This is a genomic window from Weissella coleopterorum, from assembly GCF_011304355.1.
Classification (GTDB): Bacteria; Bacillota; Bacilli; order Lactobacillales; family Lactobacillaceae; genus Weissella; species Weissella coleopterorum.
Genome location: NZ_CP049888.1, coordinates 1,247,606 through 1,262,893, shown reverse-complemented (window position 1 = coordinate 1,262,893; position 15,288 = coordinate 1,247,606). Strand labels below are relative to the sequence as shown.

General features: G+C 39.0%; 16 protein-coding genes, 9 tRNA genes and 1 pseudogene. 25 read left to right on the top strand and 1 reads right to left on the bottom strand.

Going from position 1 to position 15,288, the window contains the following annotated elements:
• Position 1: 1 nt before the first annotated feature.
• The 9 genes from G7084_RS06400 (at position 2) to G7084_RS06360 (ending at position 859) form a co-directional block, all read left to right on the top strand.
• Positions 2-75: transfer RNA gene (locus G7084_RS06400), tRNA-Ile, on the top strand.
• A gap of 27 nt (positions 76-102) precedes the next feature.
• Positions 103-192 (top strand) — tRNA-Ser (locus G7084_RS06395).
• Positions 193-213: 21 nt separating this feature from the next.
• A tRNA-Met gene (locus G7084_RS06390) sits at positions 214-287 on the top strand.
• A gap of 2 nt (positions 288-289) precedes the next feature.
• Positions 290-363, top strand: a tRNA-Asp gene (locus G7084_RS06385).
• Between the two features lie 7 nt (positions 364-370).
• A tRNA-Phe gene (locus tag G7084_RS06380) sits at positions 371-442 on the top strand.
• Positions 443-473: 31 nt separating this feature from the next.
• Positions 474-545: transfer RNA gene (locus G7084_RS06375), tRNA-Gly, on the top strand.
• A 49-nt stretch (positions 546-594) separates the two neighbouring features.
• A tRNA-Gly gene (locus G7084_RS06370) sits at positions 595-666 on the top strand.
• A 4-nt stretch (positions 667-670) separates the two neighbouring features.
• Positions 671-744, top strand: a tRNA-Ile gene (locus G7084_RS06365).
• 27 nt (positions 745-771) lie between these two features.
• Positions 772-859: transfer RNA gene (locus G7084_RS06360), tRNA-Ser, on the top strand.
• Positions 860-1,000: 141 nt separating this feature from the next.
• On the opposite strand, the pseudogene G7084_RS06355 reads toward G7084_RS06360, so the two are convergent.
• Positions 1,001-1,141: pseudogene (locus tag G7084_RS06355) on the bottom strand (site-specific integrase); the annotation flags it as partial.
• Positions 1,142-1,416: 275 nt separating this feature from the next.
• Here G7084_RS06355 and G7084_RS08290 point away from each other — a divergent pair.
• From G7084_RS08290 to G7084_RS06275, 16 genes are all read left to right on the top strand, one after another.
• Positions 1,417-1,683 (top strand): helix-turn-helix domain-containing protein, encoded by a 267-nt coding sequence (locus G7084_RS08290; RefSeq protein ID WP_246163775.1) that lies wholly within the window; start codon positions 1,417-1,419, stop codon positions 1,681-1,683.
• Between the two features lie 51 nt (positions 1,684-1,734).
• Positions 1,735-2,280 carry a hypothetical protein gene (locus G7084_RS08285; RefSeq protein WP_246163773.1) on the top strand — a complete coding sequence of 182 codons (546 nt, stop codon included), beginning with the start codon at positions 1,735-1,737 and terminating at the stop codon, positions 2,278-2,280.
• Between the two features lie 89 nt (positions 2,281-2,369).
• Positions 2,370-3,035, top strand: a complete 666-nt coding sequence (locus G7084_RS06345) for a glycoside hydrolase family 73 protein (protein ID WP_166011093.1) — start codon at positions 2,370-2,372, stop codon at positions 3,033-3,035.
• 12 nt (positions 3,036-3,047) lie between these two features.
• Complete coding sequence (locus tag G7084_RS06340; protein WP_166011091.1) at positions 3,048-4,169, top strand: ATP-grasp domain-containing protein; 1,122 nt, start codon at positions 3,048-3,050, stop codon at positions 4,167-4,169.
• A gap of 280 nt (positions 4,170-4,449) precedes the next feature.
• Entirely contained in the window at positions 4,450-4,812 is a 363-nt protein-coding gene (locus G7084_RS06330) for a DUF3397 family protein (protein ID WP_166011087.1), read from the top strand.
• A gap of 5 nt (positions 4,813-4,817) precedes the next feature.
• On the top strand, positions 4,818-5,033 hold the full coding sequence (locus G7084_RS06325; protein ID WP_166011085.1) for a cold-shock protein: 216 nt from the start codon (positions 4,818-4,820) through the stop codon (positions 5,031-5,033).
• Positions 5,030-5,611 carry an NUDIX hydrolase gene (locus G7084_RS06320; protein ID WP_166011083.1) on the top strand — a complete coding sequence of 194 codons (582 nt, stop codon included), beginning with the start codon at positions 5,030-5,032 and terminating at the stop codon, positions 5,609-5,611. The genes G7084_RS06325 and G7084_RS06320 overlap by 4 nt, the downstream gene beginning before the upstream one ends.
• A complete protein-coding gene (locus G7084_RS06315; RefSeq protein WP_246163771.1) occupies positions 5,608-5,898 on the top strand; it encodes a hypothetical protein in 291 nt (96 codons plus the stop codon). Before G7084_RS06320 ends, G7084_RS06315 begins: the two co-directional genes overlap by 4 nt.
• A gap of 64 nt (positions 5,899-5,962) precedes the next feature.
• A complete protein-coding gene (locus tag G7084_RS06310; protein ID WP_166011081.1) occupies positions 5,963-6,646 on the top strand; it encodes a 5'-methylthioadenosine/adenosylhomocysteine nucleosidase in 684 nt (227 codons plus the stop codon).
• Positions 6,647-6,799: 153 nt separating this feature from the next.
• Positions 6,800-7,483, top strand: a complete 684-nt coding sequence (locus G7084_RS06305; RefSeq protein WP_166011078.1) for a ribosome maturation factor RimP — start codon at positions 6,800-6,802, stop codon at positions 7,481-7,483.
• Positions 7,484-7,500: 17 nt separating this feature from the next.
• The gene (gene nusA, locus G7084_RS06300) at positions 7,501-8,658 is read left to right on the top strand and encodes a transcription termination factor NusA (RefSeq protein WP_166011076.1); all 1,158 of its coding nucleotides are present in this window, start codon (positions 7,501-7,503) and stop codon (positions 8,656-8,658) included.
• Between the two features lie 16 nt (positions 8,659-8,674).
• Positions 8,675-8,974, top strand: a complete 300-nt coding sequence (gene rnpM, locus G7084_RS06295; protein WP_166011074.1) for an RNase P modulator RnpM — start codon at positions 8,675-8,677, stop codon at positions 8,972-8,974.
• Positions 8,964-9,284 (top strand): YlxQ-related RNA-binding protein, encoded by a 321-nt coding sequence (locus G7084_RS06290; RefSeq protein WP_166011072.1) that lies wholly within the window; start codon positions 8,964-8,966, stop codon positions 9,282-9,284. Before rnpM ends, G7084_RS06290 begins: the two co-directional genes overlap by 11 nt.
• Positions 9,281-11,515, top strand: a complete 2,235-nt coding sequence (gene infB / locus G7084_RS06285; protein WP_166011070.1) for a translation initiation factor IF-2 — start codon at positions 9,281-9,283, stop codon at positions 11,513-11,515. Before G7084_RS06290 ends, infB begins: the two co-directional genes overlap by 4 nt.
• 54 nt (positions 11,516-11,569) lie before the next feature.
• Entirely contained in the window at positions 11,570-11,944 is a 375-nt protein-coding gene (rbfA, locus tag G7084_RS06280) for a 30S ribosome-binding factor RbfA (RefSeq protein WP_166011068.1), read from the top strand.
• Positions 11,945-12,150: 206 nt separating this feature from the next.
• Positions 12,151-15,075 carry a DNA translocase FtsK gene (locus G7084_RS06275; RefSeq protein ID WP_166011066.1) on the top strand — a complete coding sequence of 975 codons (2,925 nt, stop codon included), beginning with the start codon at positions 12,151-12,153 and terminating at the stop codon, positions 15,073-15,075.
• Positions 15,076-15,288 lie beyond the last annotated feature (213 nt).

Sequence of the window (15,288 nt, the reverse complement as noted above, 5' to 3'; positions counted from 1 at the left end):
AGGACCTTTAGCTCAGTTGGTTAGAGCAGACGGCTCATAACCGTCCGGTCGTCGGTTCGAGTCCGACAAGGTCCATTAATGGATTTTTGTTAATTAATTTCTGGAGATGTACCCAAGTCTGGCTGAAGGGAACGGTCTTGAAAACCGTCAGGTCGGGAAACCGGCGCGTGGGTTCGAATCCCACCATCTCCTTGTTTCATTTAATATTATTATCGCGGGTTGGAGCAGTCTGGTAGCTCGTCGGGCCCATAACCCGAAGGTCGTAGGTTCAAATCCTACACCCGCAATTGGTCGCATGGTCTAGTTGGCTAGGACGCCTGCCTGTCACGCAGGAGATCACGGGTTCGAACCCCGTTGTGACCGTTATAATGGCTCGGTAGCTCAGTTGGTAGAGCATACGATTGAAGCTCGTAGTGTCGGGGTTCGATTCCCTCCCGCGCCATTGGCTTTATGCCATTTTAAAATTTAATTAAGCGGATGTAGTACAATGGCTAGTGCTCCAGCCTTCCAAGCTGGGAATGCGGGTTCGATTCCCGTCGTCCGCTTTTCATATTATTATTTTAATGTGAAGGTGTTATTTACAAACTTAATTAAGCGGATGTAGTACAATGGCTAGTGCTCCAGCCTTCCAAGCTGGGAATGCGGGTTCGATTCCCGTCGTCCGCTCTATGGGCCTGTAGCTCAGCTGGTTAGAGCGCTGTGTTGATAACGCAGAGGTCACAGGTTCGAGTCCTGTCAGGCCCATTTGTTTAGGATTTTTCTTAAACTTATGGGGACATACTCAAGAGGCTGAAGAGGCGCCCCTGCTAAGGGTGTAGGTCGGGAAACTGGCGCGAGGGTTCGAATCCCTCTGTCTCCGTTATATGAAAAATGAATTAATTAAAACCCCGTTATATCGCGATGATCGTTGATATGATGGGGTTTGTTTTTATACATGTGTTCGTGGGAGTTCAAAATCATTCGCCGAAGTTCGAATAAAAGGGTACTTAAGTGGGACTTTTTAGAAATTTACTAGACTGGTAAAAATATCAGCAGTAGTAGCTTTCATCTCCCTTGTAACAACGTTATAAATTGCCAAGGTTGTTTGAACATCATCATGGCCAAGTTGATATTGTAGCTGTTTGATCTTCATTCCAGCTTGATGAAAAAATATAAATAAAAGATTTGGATTTAATAGTAATTATTTATTATATTAAAATTTATTTGATGATTAAAATCATGAAATAATATATATAAAACTTTTAATGACTACAGATGATAAGCAACCCATTCAAATTATTAATAATAGTGATATGAATTAATATGAATATTTTTATGTCGATATAATTTGGTAATCGAAATAATTAATTAAAGGGTTGTTTTGTAGGCATTTCCCCAATATACTTGAAACTATCTTAAAGGAGAGTGGGGATTGCGATGATTATTAAGGGTGAGATACTCAAACATCAAAGAGAATCAATGGGATTAAGTCAGAGGTCATTAGCGGATGGAATATGTCACCAATCGTTGATTTCTAGAATGGAAAGTGAGAGCCATGTAACTAGTATGGTGATCCTTCAAGAAATCTGTCACCGTCTGCAAATTGACTTAGATCAAATTGTATCATTAGAAGAACCCAATTATTTAAATTTAAATGCTGTGCGAAATGCGATCAACGTTGGCAATTATGGAACGGCGCGGTAGCTCTTAAAAAGACAGTGTAATATTAAACATCTACCCGATGAAGCGAAACCGTTGTTTCATACGTTACATGCTCAGTTAGAGCTAAGTGCACGTAATTTTTTTGGTGCTTTAAATGATTTACAAAATGCGAGTGTTGCGGTTACGCCTTTACAACGCAACTTGATTTTGGAAATTGAAATGGTCACAACAGAGGTATGGTTGAAGCTTAAGGATTGTGATAAAGCACGTTACTCTAATGCAATTGTATTAAAAAAATTACGTAATTTTCAAGGAATTAAGCACAGCGTATTAGATAATAATTTAATTGTGGGTATTTACCGTCAGAGTGCCCAATTAGAATTAGAGCAAAAATCGCTCGTCATGGCTGAAAAGTTTTTAAGACAAGCCCGTGATCATGCCTCTAAAGTCACGTTAACTGCTGAATTAGTACGTTTAAATTTAGTTGAAGGATATTTAAAGAAATTACAGAATGAGAAAAAAGAATCGTGTAAAGCATATATTCGTGCTTATACAGGAGCTGAACAATTAGGGGACGCAGTGATGATGGATGATATTAAACCATTTTTGGCTGAACATCATATTGATTATTTTGATTAAGGTGCTCTTAACTTAAATTTGGTATTATATAACCAATAGCCTTCAAAAATTTTATTCATAAAAATTGAAGGATTTAGGTAGGGATGTAAATGGCAAGAAAAAAGAAAAAATGGTTAAAAAGTATACAGAAATTTAAATTTGGGAAAATATTTGTAAAAAAAGGTCATTTACAGGTTGGCCGTGTTTTAATCGCTTTATGTCTGTTACTAATTGTGGTTAGCCGAGCATCAGACCTACTACATTATCAACCGCGTCAAAATGTTGATGTTAGTAAACTACCCATGAATCAATTAACGAAGAAGCAGTTTATTCAAAGAATTGCCCCCGAAGCGCAAGATATCCAAACTCAAACGGGGATTCGAGCTTCAATCAGTATTGCTCAGGCAGGATTAGAATCTGATTGGGGGCAGTCAACATTAGCATATAAATATAATAATTTCTTTGGGGTCAAAGCTTCCGCAGGCATGCAAAGTATTTCTTTGTCAACGAGTGAATATGAAGATAATAAATGGGTCAAAGTCAAGGCTCCTTTTCGCGTTTATAGTTCATGGCAGGCATCAATGGAGGATCATGCTGACCTTTTGTTAAGAGGGACGACTGATAATCCGAATCGATATGCTAGAGTGGTCTCAGGAGAAAATGTTGAAGAGGCAGCCCAAGCGTTAGTAGATGGAGGATATGCGACTGACCCCAATTATGCGAAAAAATTGATTGAGATTATTAATATGTATAATTTAACTCAATATGATCATTAAGGAGTAGTGATAATGCAAATTTTACCAGGAAGTACAATTGGAATTTTGGGTGATAATACCAAGAACGCTCCCCTAATACGTGAAGCTCATAAAATGGGTTTCAATATTGCTTTGTTTACAGAAAATAAATATGAGAATTATCGTACGGAAGCAGATTATTGGTTTATGCAAGCTGCGCAATGGGATGATTTTGTGGGACTATCAACTGTCATTATTTATAATCAAAATTGGTTATCGTTTGAAATAATGGATCGATTAAGTAAAATTGAGATGCTTCAAGGAACAACATTATTGGAACTAACTAGTGATGCTACTTTGTTGCGTGGACTATTTGAAGAAAATGCGATTAATATTTTGCCCTATCAACTTGCTAGTACATTAGATGAAGTAGCTTTAGTGGCTAGTTCATTAAGCTACCCAGTCCAAGTTAAATCAATTTTTAAAACAGGTCAAAACAGCCAAGCAATTATTTTAATGGGGTCATGGGACTTAGGTCTCGTTGCGCCATTAATCGATGGTGGCCAGTTAATAGTGGAAACTTGGGTTGCGGATGCCAAGCAAGTTAGTTTACCATTGGTGATTGATCAGGACGGGCATCATGTAAGTTATCCGCTGCTGGAAACCACAATGCAGCAGGGGGGACAGCAAACTGCTGCAGGGATCCGACTAGAAGCAGAACTGGAACAAGCTTTATACGAAACTGCAGATGAAATTTTGCAAGCAATTCAATATGTGGGCGCCTTGACGGTGAATTTTTTGGTCACAGCAGAAAATAATCTTTATGTGCAAGATATTATTACTGGAATCTATCCTGCTCAATCATTGTCTGAAGTGGGTGAAAATCCTAATATTGCCCTTCAAATGCTTCGAGTTATTTCAGGGCAGGCACTAATGCCAGTTGACCGAAATACGAAGTATAAAGTTTTGGCGCGAAATTTAGAACCTAAACATCTTCCACGTTTATATACGCAATGGGGGATTCGAGAAAATTGGACTTTGACCTTGTATTCTAATACAGACTTAAATGGTCATGCAGGTAAAGTGGTTACCATAGGTGAAGATTGGGATAAATTACAAACTCAATTTGATGTTTCGGGAATCTGGTTGGATGATGAAGAAATGAATACGAAATAAAAATGATGACAAAAAAGCCCAATGAATTCTTTTAGTAGAACGCATTGGGTTTGTTTTAAGCATTAAATAATGTAAAAAACGGTGATGAAAGCACTTGTTAGTGCTAGAAATAACATGAGATAGACAAAAATTTGTAACGTTTTTGCCATACGTGATTTCTTTTTTTTAGCCATGGTTTCTCTCTTTCTAATCATTTACCTGACATACATTGTAACAAACGTTTTTTAATTTGAGTAGGATTACATGCTATAATGAAAAAATTAATGAAAGGAGAATTGATATGTTTTCAATAATTGATTGGAAGCTCGGTTTGGGTGCGATCTTAATTTTTTGGATCTTCTTGAATTTTGGTCGATCACTACCGCTATTAAAAATGATTCCAAGACATATCAAGCCTCTCAGTATTGTAGTTCCCCTGCTTTGGTGGGAAATTGGAGCTATATCGTTTCAAAGATGGCAGTTAGCGTTCACTCCATATGGATTTTTGATCTTAATTTTATGGGGAATTGCACTGGCATTGTATCAGGGCTTTTGGGAACAACGCTATACAGTCAAACGTTTTATCAAAATTTGGTGGCGAGTTATAGAATTCGCAACAACTATGACGTTGATTATATTTATTATTATGAGCTGGGGGCATTAAACAAAATGGAAAAAATTAGTGGAACAGTTAAAAGTTGGAATGAAAAAGATGGATATGGGTATATCGAAATTCCCAATGAAGATGATGTTTTCGTACATTTTTCAGGAATTGAAGATCGCAATCGGAATTTGACGATTGGTGAAAATGTTAAATTAGTTGTTATTAATGGGGTAAGAGGGCCACAAGCAGCCTTAGTTAGTCGGGATCTAGAAACAGAATGAATCAAAATTTAAAAATAACAGATTATCAAGAACGGGTTTTGCAAGAAGAAGTAATCTATACGGGTCAAATTATTGATGTTGTAAAGGAAAAAGTTCAATTACCAGATAGTACAACGGCCTATCGAGAAATTGTGCACCATGCACCCGCAGTAGCGATCATTGTGATCAATCAAGATGACCAAATGTTAGTAGTGCATCAATGGCGAGCAGCTATCAGGGCAATGACAATTGAAATTCCGGCAGGTAAAATGGATGAACGTGATTCTAATCCAGTACAGGCGGCAGTTCGCGAATTAAACGAAGAGACTCGTTTAGCCGCAGGTACCTTAGAACTTGTGACGAAATTTTATTCGTCAATTGGCTTTGCAGATGAAGAAATATATATTTATCATGCACAAGATTTATCAGTTGTTCAAAATGCGTTGCCACAAGACCAAGACGAACAATTGAGTTTAGAGTGGGTCGATTTCAAAACGATGAAGCAAATGTTTCAAACTGGTCAATTAAATGATGTCAAAACTAGTCTCGCTTTTCTATATTGGCAAGGATTAAGATTGAAGGCGGCAAAAATAAGATGAAAAAAATCTGGAAAAACATTTTTAATCGGAATAGCGGTAATGATGAACTAGAGGATTCTGAAAGTGTATTCGAGCAATTAAAAAGGTATTCTGGGGATGATTTAAAAAAACCGTTAACCCGGGCTGAAAATCGGTTAACCCATAAAGGTAAATTTGAAATTAATCCACAAACCCGAAAATTAACACCAGCTGGTAAAACGGATCGGTTGAAGTATCGATTAAATTGGACCATTTTTTGGTTGATATTAGGTTCTATTGTCACTTGGTTAATTTTATTTCTTTTATAGCATAGTTCAGAAATATTGATTCATATTAATTAAGAAATACTATCTAAGTCAGAAGGAGACACAAATGCGATACGGAATTATAAATGCCGAACAAACGGAAATGGATGGGTTATTAGCATCTATGAAAAATGAAACCATTCAAAAGGTTCACGGTGTAAATTTTCATGAGGGCACGATTGGTTCGAATGCAGTTGTGGTAGTTAATGGCGGAATTGGTAAGGTGGCAGCAGCACTTACGGCAACACTATTGCTATCTCATTTTGATATCGACCGTGTTATCAATTCGGGTTCAGCGGGTGCATTAGGTGATGGACTCAAAATTGGAGATGTGATTGTTGCAGATGAATTAGCTTACTTTGATGCTGATGCGCAAGTTTTTGGATATGAATACGGTCAAGTGCCGCAACAACCAGCTCGGTTTATAGCAGATCAAGATTTAGTTCAAGGGTTAATCGCTTCATATCAGAATAAGAATGCACAAGTTAAGCAAGGTTTAATTGTCTCAGGAGATACTTTTATTAACTCTGCGGAGCAAAAGCAGTTGATTAAGATTCATTTTCCATCGGTTCAATCCGGTGAAATGGAAGGGGCGGCCATTGCTCAAGTGGCAACTCAATTTAAAGTGCCGTTTGCAGTGGTGCGCGCTATTTCAGATAATGCGAATGGCGAGGCCGGAATGTCATATGATGAGTTTGTAGTTGCTGCAGGAAAACAATCAGCTCAAGTTTTAATTGATTTTTTCGCATAGGGTCAAAACTTGTCAAGGCTCTTTTAAAATGCTATGATGGTAGATGTAAATAAAAGCTCTTAATCGAGTGGTCTGGAAATCTTTTCTAGACCGCTCATTTTTTTGGAAAATATCATGCTTTGAATTCTGATTAATGAATAAAGGAGGAGTCCTATGACTGAAATTATTGAAAAAGTTCGTGACGTAATTGAACCAGTTCTTGACGAACAAGGCTACATGCTTTGGGCGATTGAGTATGAGCAAATGGATGGGGATATGGTCTTAAGAACTTTAGTGGACCGTAAAAGTGGTGCGATTACGATGGATGACTTGGTCCATTTAACAGAGATCATTGGTGAGTTAATTGATACAATTCAACCAGATCCTTTCCCTGCGGCATATATGCTTGATGTTTCATCACCTGGGGCTGAACGTCCATTGAGCCAAATGCGCGATTATGAATGGGCTTTACATCAAAAGATTGTGATTACTTTAAAAGATACTAAAGCTAATACGAATGATCTGGCTGGCGAATTAATTGAGCTAAAAGAAAATGGCGTGATCATTCGGCAAACGATTAAAAATAAAAATGTTTTGACTCCAGTTGCTTGGTCAGAAATTCAAGGTTCTAAATTAGCGTTAGTTCAAGATCGAAGTTTAAACACGGATGAAGATTTCAACTGGGCATTAAATAAACTAGTCCAGGTTAGTACCTATCAAAAAATTGATGGTGAAAAAGTCTTTAAGGGTGAGTTAGTTGATTTTGATTCAGACCAATTAGTGATTGAAAACGAAGATCAAACATTTGTTGTTCCAAGAAATGCGATTGCAAAAGCACGTCAAGTCAGTACAGATTAATAAGTGGAGATGAAAAAATGAGTAAAGAAATTGTTGCAGCATTAGATGCTTTAGAGACGGAACGCGGAATTCAAGCAGAAGTTTTAATTGAAGCCATTGAAGTTGCGCTTGCAAAAGCTTATGAAGAAAATTACGATGACGCAACTAACGTAGAAGTTAATTTTGATCGTAAAAAGGGAAACATTAAAGTTTATCAAATTAAGACGGTAGTTTCTGAAGATGAATTAGAAAATCATAATTTACAAATTACCCTTGAAGATGCACATAAATTACATAAAGATTATGAAATCGGGGATGAAATTAAATTTGAAGTGACCCCGGGTGATTTTGGACGATTGGCAGCTGGAAAAGCAAAGCAAATTATTATTCAAAAAGTTCGTGAAGCAGAACGAATGAAGGTTTACAATGAATATAAGGATGACTTAGATGATGTCATCACGGGTGAAGTGGCTTACCAAGACAATCGTTATCTATATGTAACATTGCCTGGTGGTAAAGAGGCGGCCATGAAGACGCAAGATCAAATGCCAAACGAAAGTTATCGAAATGGTGATCGCATTAAGGTTTTGTTGACCGAAGTTGAGCAAGAATCAAAGCGGGGGCCGCAAATATTCGTTTCACGGACAGCTCCTAATCTAGTCAAACGTCTGTTTGAAGCTGAAGTGCCCGAAGTGCAAGATGGAACGGTGGAAATTAAGTCGATTGCTCGTGAAGCAGGCGACCGATCAAAGGTAGCAGTTATTTCATATAATGAAAACTTGGATGCGGTAGGAACCATGATCGGACAACGTGGAGCACGTGTTCAAACGGTTATTTCTGAATTGTCGGGAGAAAATCTGGATATTATTCAGTGGTCAGAAGATCCAACTGAATTTATTGTGAATGCTTTACGCACAACTGATAAGGCGGAAGTTTTGGAAGTTATTTTTGACCCAACGAATGAACGTGGAGTGACCGTCCTAGTACCTGATGACCAACTTTCACTCTTCATTGGAAAGCGGGGCCAAAATGCGCGTCTGGCAGCAAAATTAACGAACTTCTCAATCGATATTAAGCCAGAGGCCCAACGGGAAGTAGTATATGCTGAAATGGAAGAAAAAGCTGGATCAGCAGCTACCCCCAAGTCAGCCGTGAATGAAGCCGCACAAGCGTTTGAAGAACTGGACCTAAATTAGAGGTTGGAGGTTAACGATGAAAGAACGTAAAATTCCAATGCGTAAAGATCTTGTTACGGGTGAGATGGTCCCAAAACAAGATTTAATACGGATCGTTAAAACACCAGAAGGAACGGTCAAGCTCGATGAGACCAACCGTGCCAATGGACGGGGTGCCTATCTAAAAATTGACGTTGAAATTGCCAAAAAAGCAAAGAAACAACATACTTTTGATCGGGCATTTAGCACAACTTTAAATGATGAATTCTATGATGAATTAATTGCATATGTCGACCATCAACAAGGACGACGGGAATTATTTGGTAATGGACAATAAACAAAAATTATTAAATCTTTTAGGTTTGGCCCGTCGTGCTGGTAAATTAGTGACCGGCGAAGATATGGTTTTAAAAGCTGTTCGCAACGGGAAAGTACAACTTGTATTTTTTGCCCAAGATGGTGGTAACAGTACCAAAAAGAAATTTACAAATAAAACACAGAGCTATAATGTTGCTTTTTCAACAACGTTAACTCGACAAGAAATTGCAGATGCGACTGGGATGGCACGTTCATTGGTTGCAGTTGCAGATCGAGGCTTTGCTAAGAAAATGAAAGAATATCTAAAACAAGAGGAGGAAACTCAATGACCAAGCGAATTTTTGAATTAGCAAAAGAATTGAATGTTCCATCAAAGGAATTAGTCGCTGCAGCCCAGTCTGCAGGATTTGAAGTTAAATCGCATATGTCAACTGTTGATGCACAGCAGGAGGCAACTTTACGTCAAAAGAAGCAGCCGGCTAAAAAAGAGACAAACCAACCAGCCAAAGCAGCTAATCATAAAAAAGAGGTTCAACCGGTGGAAAAAAAGTCAGCTGAGAATCAAAAACCTAAAACACAAGAAAATAAAAGCCAACCAACAAAAGCCGCTAAACCAGCGGTCAAGAAGGTTGTAGTTGCTCAAAAGAGTCAAGGAAATCAGAACAATCGCAATAATAATGGTGGTTGGAACGACCGTCGGGGAAATAATAACGGAAATCGCCGGGGGAAGCGTAATAACCGGAACCGTAATAATAACACTGCGAATCGTCCGGCACCAACTGTTCGAAAGGATCAACCATTACCAGAAACATTGGTTTATTCAGTTGGGATGAACGTTCAAGACATTGCCAAGTTAATTCATCGTGATGCAACCGAAATCATCAAAAAGTTGTTTATGCTCGGAGTAATGGTTAACCAAAATCAATCATTGGATGCTGATACGATTGAAATTTTGGCGGCTGATTATGGAATTAATGCTGAACCAAAAGTTGAAGTCGATATCACTGACTTAGACAAATTCTTTGAGACTGATGAAGATAATACTGAAGACTTAGAGCCACGAGCCCCAGTGGTAACTATTATGGGACACGTCGATCACGGGAAAACAACATTGCTAGATTATCTGCGTAATTCTCATATTACTGAGGGTGAAGCGGGTGGAATCACTCAACATATTGGTGCTTACCAAGTTAAATTAAACGGACGCGTGATTACATTCCTGGATACACCAGGTCACGCTGCCTTTACAGCCATGCGAGCACGTGGAGCGGATATCACTGATATTACCATTCTAGTGGTCGCGGCCGATGATGGTGTGATGCCCCAAACAATTGAGGCGATTAATCATGCGAAAGCAGCGAATGCGCCAATTATCGTTGCGGTCAATAAAATTGACAAGCCAGGAGCTAATCCTGAAAATGTTATCAATCAATTGATGCAATATGAATTAATCCCAGAAGAATATGGTGGAGATACGATTTTTGTTAATATCTCAGCTAAGTTTGGGCAAAATATTGATGAATTATTGGAAATGATTTTACTTCAGTCAGATGTTTTGGATTTGCATGCTAATCCAAATCAACGTGCTGCTGGATCAGTGATTGAAGCACGATTGGATAAGGGCCGTGGGGCTATTGCAACTGTCTTAGTTCAACAAGGAACGATGCACGTTGGTGATCCGATTGTAGTTGGAAATACTTTCGGTAAAGTTCGAACTATGACCAATGATCGGGGACGTCGCATTAAAGAAGCCACGCCGTCAACACCAGTTGAAATTACGGGACTAAATGATGTGCCTTCTGCAGGAGATCGCTTCGTAGTATTTGAGGACGAAAAAACTGCACGTGCAGCTGGTGAAGAACGTGCTAAGCGAGCTTTGTTATTAGATCGTAAGCGAAATAATGTTGTTTCAGTGGCCGATCTGTTTGATAAAATGGCTGAAAACGAAATGAAATCAGTTCCAGTAATTATTAAGGCAGACGTTCAAGGATCAGTAGAAGCTTTGGCTGGTTCTTTGAAGAAGATTGATGTCGAGGGTGTTAAGGTTGACATTATTCATACCGCTGTTGGAGCCATCAATGAATCTGATATTACTTTGGCTGAAGCATCGGGAGCAATCATTGTTGGATTTAATGTACGACCAACACCACAAGCTAAGATGCAAGCTGAATCAGATTCAGTTGATATTCGTTTACATTCAGTGATCTATAACGCCATTGATGAAATCGAAGCGGCCATGAAGGGCCAATTAGAGCCTGTCTTTGAAGAACAAGTTATCGGAACAGCGCAAATTCTTGAATTATTCCGAGTTTCAAAGGTTGGGACGATTGCCGGTTCAATGATGATGAGTGGAAAGGTTACTCGCGATTCAAGCGTACGTTTGATCCGCGATGGAATCGTCGTGTTTGATGGTAAAATTGGTTCACTTCGTCGCGGTAAAGATGATGTGAAGGAAGTAAAGAACGGAACTGACTTTGGAATGACGATTGAAAATTATAACGATGAAAAAGTCGGTGATGAAATTGAGGTTTACCACATGGTTGAGGTTAAGCCAAAGTAAGATTATTCTTGATCTTATAAATGGGTGATAAGCGTTAATGAACAGGAGGTTTCAATGGCACAACAAAATTTCCGCGTTGGTCGTCTAGAACAAGAGATTCAACGTTCAGTAAATGAAATTTTATTAAAACGAATTCGTGATCCACGCGTCCAAGATGTGACTATTACAGGAGTGGAAGTAACGGGCGACTTACAACAAGCAACGATCTATTATAGTGTCTTGTCGGAGTTGGCATCTGTGAATCAAAAAGCGGCGGATGGCTTGGCTGCAGCAACTGGCTTAATTCGAAAAGAAGTTGGATCCACATTAAACATCTATAAAACACCAGAATTATTCTTTAAGAAAGATGACTCTGTACTTTATGGTAATAAAATTGATGATTTAATTCGTCAATTACATACTGAAGATCGACCAAAACATCAAGATTAAGATGTGAATGGGTCAATTTTTCCAAGAGAGCGCCAATCGTTATTTGGGGCTCTTTTTTGTCTAGCTAGGGGATGACAGTCAGTACAAATGTTAAAGACCATAATAAGATTTAAACGAATTGAAATGGCATCAGGCAAAGATATGCTATACTTTTGGTTGATTGTAAAATTTGAAAATGATAAATAAAAAAATGATGAGGAGGAATTATGGCAAGTCAACGCAAAACCACAAAAAATACCGCTAAGAAGAAGCGGAAAACTAGTCGAAAGAAACAAGCCGAAACGACCAAGTATACATATCATATTATTGGAATCGTTGGAATTTTAGCCGTCATTACGGCAATTGGTAAATTTGGGATTGTCGGTGCTTTTTTAGCTAATATTACGCGGTGGGTCGTTGGAGATTCATATCAATTATTTTTGATTTTAACCTTAGTGATATTAGGTGGGCTAGCCGTCTACGGTAAGATGCCGGCCATTAAACGACATCATTTAGTAGGAATTGGTCTTTTGTATATGGGGATCACATTGATGGGGTCGATTCAATTATTTAATCATTTGAATCAACATCAACAATTTTTACAAAGAGTGGCAAAATTAATTGAGCAGGATATAAATAACAATTTGGTGCGAACTCCTGTTGGGGGCGGTAGTTTGGGTGCCGCAATTTTATCTCTAACTTATCCAGCACTTTCTAACTGGGGGTCATGGATCATTGCGTTGGTTTTGGTGGGGAGTGGTGCAGTTGTACTGTTTAAACTACCGATTAAAACTTTAATGACTGGATTCTTTTCTGCTACTGAATATACAGCAAATAAAGTTAGTGATTCAACTCGAACGGCGGTCGAGATTAGTGCTAAAAAAATGACTGCCATCAATGAAGCGTATAAAGAAAGGCGCAGCAATATTGCTTCAGAAGTTTTTGAATCCGATTTTGAAGTGAAAAATAGTCAAAGTCCTACGACTAAAAATGCGGTGGAAACTCCATTTCAAAATCAACCTAAGCAAGCGGTACAAGGAAATCCGTTTGCAATGGATTTTGAACAACAAGCTACACCGCAGTCCCAGGTGAAGTCTGAAGCCGAATTTGTGATGCCAGAAATTATTGCGCCTAGTGGCGAACCAGCTGTGATGCAAACGGTCAAGGCACCTGGATTTAATTCAGTTGAGCATCAAATTGATCCAGAAACAGGCGAGATTTTAAACTCAACCATGCTAAGTGCAACAGGTGTTACTGTCGATGAACCCGAACATACACTTGATAATGAAACTCATGATTTGATGCAATCAACAGGAATAGTTAGTCCGTCAACAGAGCCACCACATATCAGTACGGATGATGCTTCGTTTAGTACCGAACAAATTAAGGCATCTATGGAAACAAAGGCAGCGATTCGTGATTGGGAAGAAGATGCAAACGATTTACCAAAGGCGCCAGACAGTGAGTTTAAAACAGGGACGGACTTGGCTGCTGAATTAATCGCAAATCAACCACAGAGTGGTGATAAAAATCATATTGATACTGCTGCTGCGGATAGTCATGTGGATTTAATCCGTTCAGCAGCCAATTATCAAGCGTCTCAGCACCAGACAGTGGCTGAAGAGTACCATTCAACTCCTGAGGTTGGAATTGATTTGAACGGCTTTAATCAGCAAATCAGTTCCAAACCATACGAATTACCAGCAGTGAGCCTTTTAACGAAAGCGGGGTCAACTGATCAAAGTAGTGAAAAGAGTCAGTTAGCAGAAAAATCTAGAGTGTTGCAACAAACCCTTGAGAGTTTTAACATAAAGGCAACGGTGGAAAAGGTGGTCTTGGGACCAACTATTACGCAATATGAAATTAAGCCTGCAGTGGGAGTGAAAGTTTCTAAAATTACCAATCTAGCGGATGACTTGGCTATGGCTTTAGCAGCGAAAAGTCTTCGGATTGAGGCACCGATTCCAGGTAAATCATTGGTGGGAATCGAAGTGGCGAACGAAAAGCAAGCTATGGTTGGATTCCGGAACATGTTTGAACAGGTTGGTGTTAATCGAAATAAGATTTTGGAGGTACCGATTGGAAAGAGCGTGACTGGTGAGATTGTTAAAATGGATTTGACTAAGATGCCACACTTATTAATTGCCGGATCAACAGGATCAGGTAAATCGGTTGCTATCAATACAATTTTGGCGGCAATCTTACTACAAGCGAAGCCTTCAGAGTTACGCTTGATGTTGGTAGATCCCAAGAAGGTAGAGTTAAGTATCTATAATGATATTCCGCACTTAATTACTCCAGTGGTTTCCGAACCCCGAAAAGCTGCGGCAGCCTTGAAGAAGGTCGTAGCAGAAATGGATAAGCGATTCGACAAGCTAGCTGAGATGGGCGTTAGGAATCTTGATGGGTACAATAAAGCGGTAGACGAACACAACGCGCAGGGGCAAAGCCAATTATTAAGTATGCCATATTTAGTGGTAATTATTGATGAGTTGGCTGATTTGATGATCACCGTTGCTGGTGAAGTAGAACCAGCGATTGTTCGAATTGCGCAGTTGGGACGTGCTGCTGGAATTCATTTGATTGTTGCCACTCAACGACCTTCAGTGGATGTGATTACTGGTTTGATTAAGGCAAACGTTCCATCAAGAATGGCGTTTGCGGTTGGATCAGGGACCGATTCACGAACGATTTTAGATGGTAACGGGGCAGAAAAATTACTTGGTCGTGGTGATATGTTATTTAAGCCGATTGGTGCAAATAGCGCTGAACGTGTTCAAGGCGCCTTTATGTCGGATGATGATGTTGAAACTTTGACCGACTTTATTAAGAAACAAAGTAATGCGCAATATGATGAAAACATGGAAGTGACCGATGCTGATTTGAAGGCTGTCGATGGAGGCGGTGCCGATCCCTCAAATGATCAAAGCATGTTAGATGATATGTGGGATGAAGCGTTAGACTTTGCAGCAATTGAAGGTGAAATTTCAGCTTCAATGATGCAACGGCACTTCAGAATGGGCTATAATCGGGCAGCTCGACTAGTCGATGATATGGAAGCGCAAGGTGTTATTGGGAGTGCGACTGGTGGGAAAAGGCGCCCAGTTTTGCTAACCAAAGAACAGTGGTATGCACGTCAGGGACAATCTTAAAATATAAATAAAATTGATTAAAGTTCCTCTTTAAGAGACCTTTAATCAATTTTTTGATTTAACGATCAATTAGTTGAGCGTAAAATGTAGAATGCAAGGGATCAGGGCGATTAACTTAAAAACTAACTAAAGTAAATATGTATTAATTTTTTAATATGAGAGAATTAAAAGCTAATCTAATTATCCCTGATTGAAATTAGTGCAAAGGTTATT

Excerpts from the sequence above, each read along its gene's own strand:
- G7084_RS08290 (WP_246163775.1), top strand. The coding sequence starts at position 1,417 with ATGATTATTAAGGGTGAGATACTCAAACATCAAAGAGAATCAATGGGA.
- G7084_RS06345 (WP_166011093.1), top strand. The coding sequence starts at position 2,370 with ATGGCAAGAAAAAAGAAAAAATGGTTAAAAAGTATACAGAAATTTAAA.
- G7084_RS06340 (WP_166011091.1), top strand. The coding sequence starts at position 3,048 with ATGCAAATTTTACCAGGAAGTACAATTGGAATTTTGGGTGATAATACC.
- G7084_RS06330 (WP_166011087.1), top strand. The coding sequence starts at position 4,450 with ATGTTTTCAATAATTGATTGGAAGCTCGGTTTGGGTGCGATCTTAATT.
- G7084_RS06325 (WP_166011085.1), top strand. The coding sequence starts at position 4,818 with ATGGAAAAAATTAGTGGAACAGTTAAAAGTTGGAATGAAAAAGATGGA.
- G7084_RS06320 (WP_166011083.1), top strand. The coding sequence starts at position 5,030 with ATGAATCAAAATTTAAAAATAACAGATTATCAAGAACGGGTTTTGCAA.
- G7084_RS06315 (WP_246163771.1), top strand. The coding sequence starts at position 5,608 with ATGAAAAAAATCTGGAAAAACATTTTTAATCGGAATAGCGGTAATGAT.
- G7084_RS06310 (WP_166011081.1), top strand. The coding sequence starts at position 5,963 with ATGCGATACGGAATTATAAATGCCGAACAAACGGAAATGGATGGGTTA.
- G7084_RS06305 (WP_166011078.1), top strand. The coding sequence starts at position 6,800 with ATGACTGAAATTATTGAAAAAGTTCGTGACGTAATTGAACCAGTTCTT.
- nusA (WP_166011076.1), top strand. The coding sequence starts at position 7,501 with ATGAGTAAAGAAATTGTTGCAGCATTAGATGCTTTAGAGACGGAACGC.
- rnpM (WP_166011074.1), top strand. The coding sequence starts at position 8,675 with ATGAAAGAACGTAAAATTCCAATGCGTAAAGATCTTGTTACGGGTGAG.
- G7084_RS06290 (WP_166011072.1), top strand. The coding sequence starts at position 8,964 with ATGGACAATAAACAAAAATTATTAAATCTTTTAGGTTTGGCCCGTCGT.
- infB (WP_166011070.1), top strand. The coding sequence starts at position 9,281 with ATGACCAAGCGAATTTTTGAATTAGCAAAAGAATTGAATGTTCCATCA.
- rbfA (WP_166011068.1), top strand. The coding sequence starts at position 11,570 with ATGGCACAACAAAATTTCCGCGTTGGTCGTCTAGAACAAGAGATTCAA.
- G7084_RS06275 (WP_166011066.1), top strand. The coding sequence starts at position 12,151 with ATGGCAAGTCAACGCAAAACCACAAAAAATACCGCTAAGAAGAAGCGG.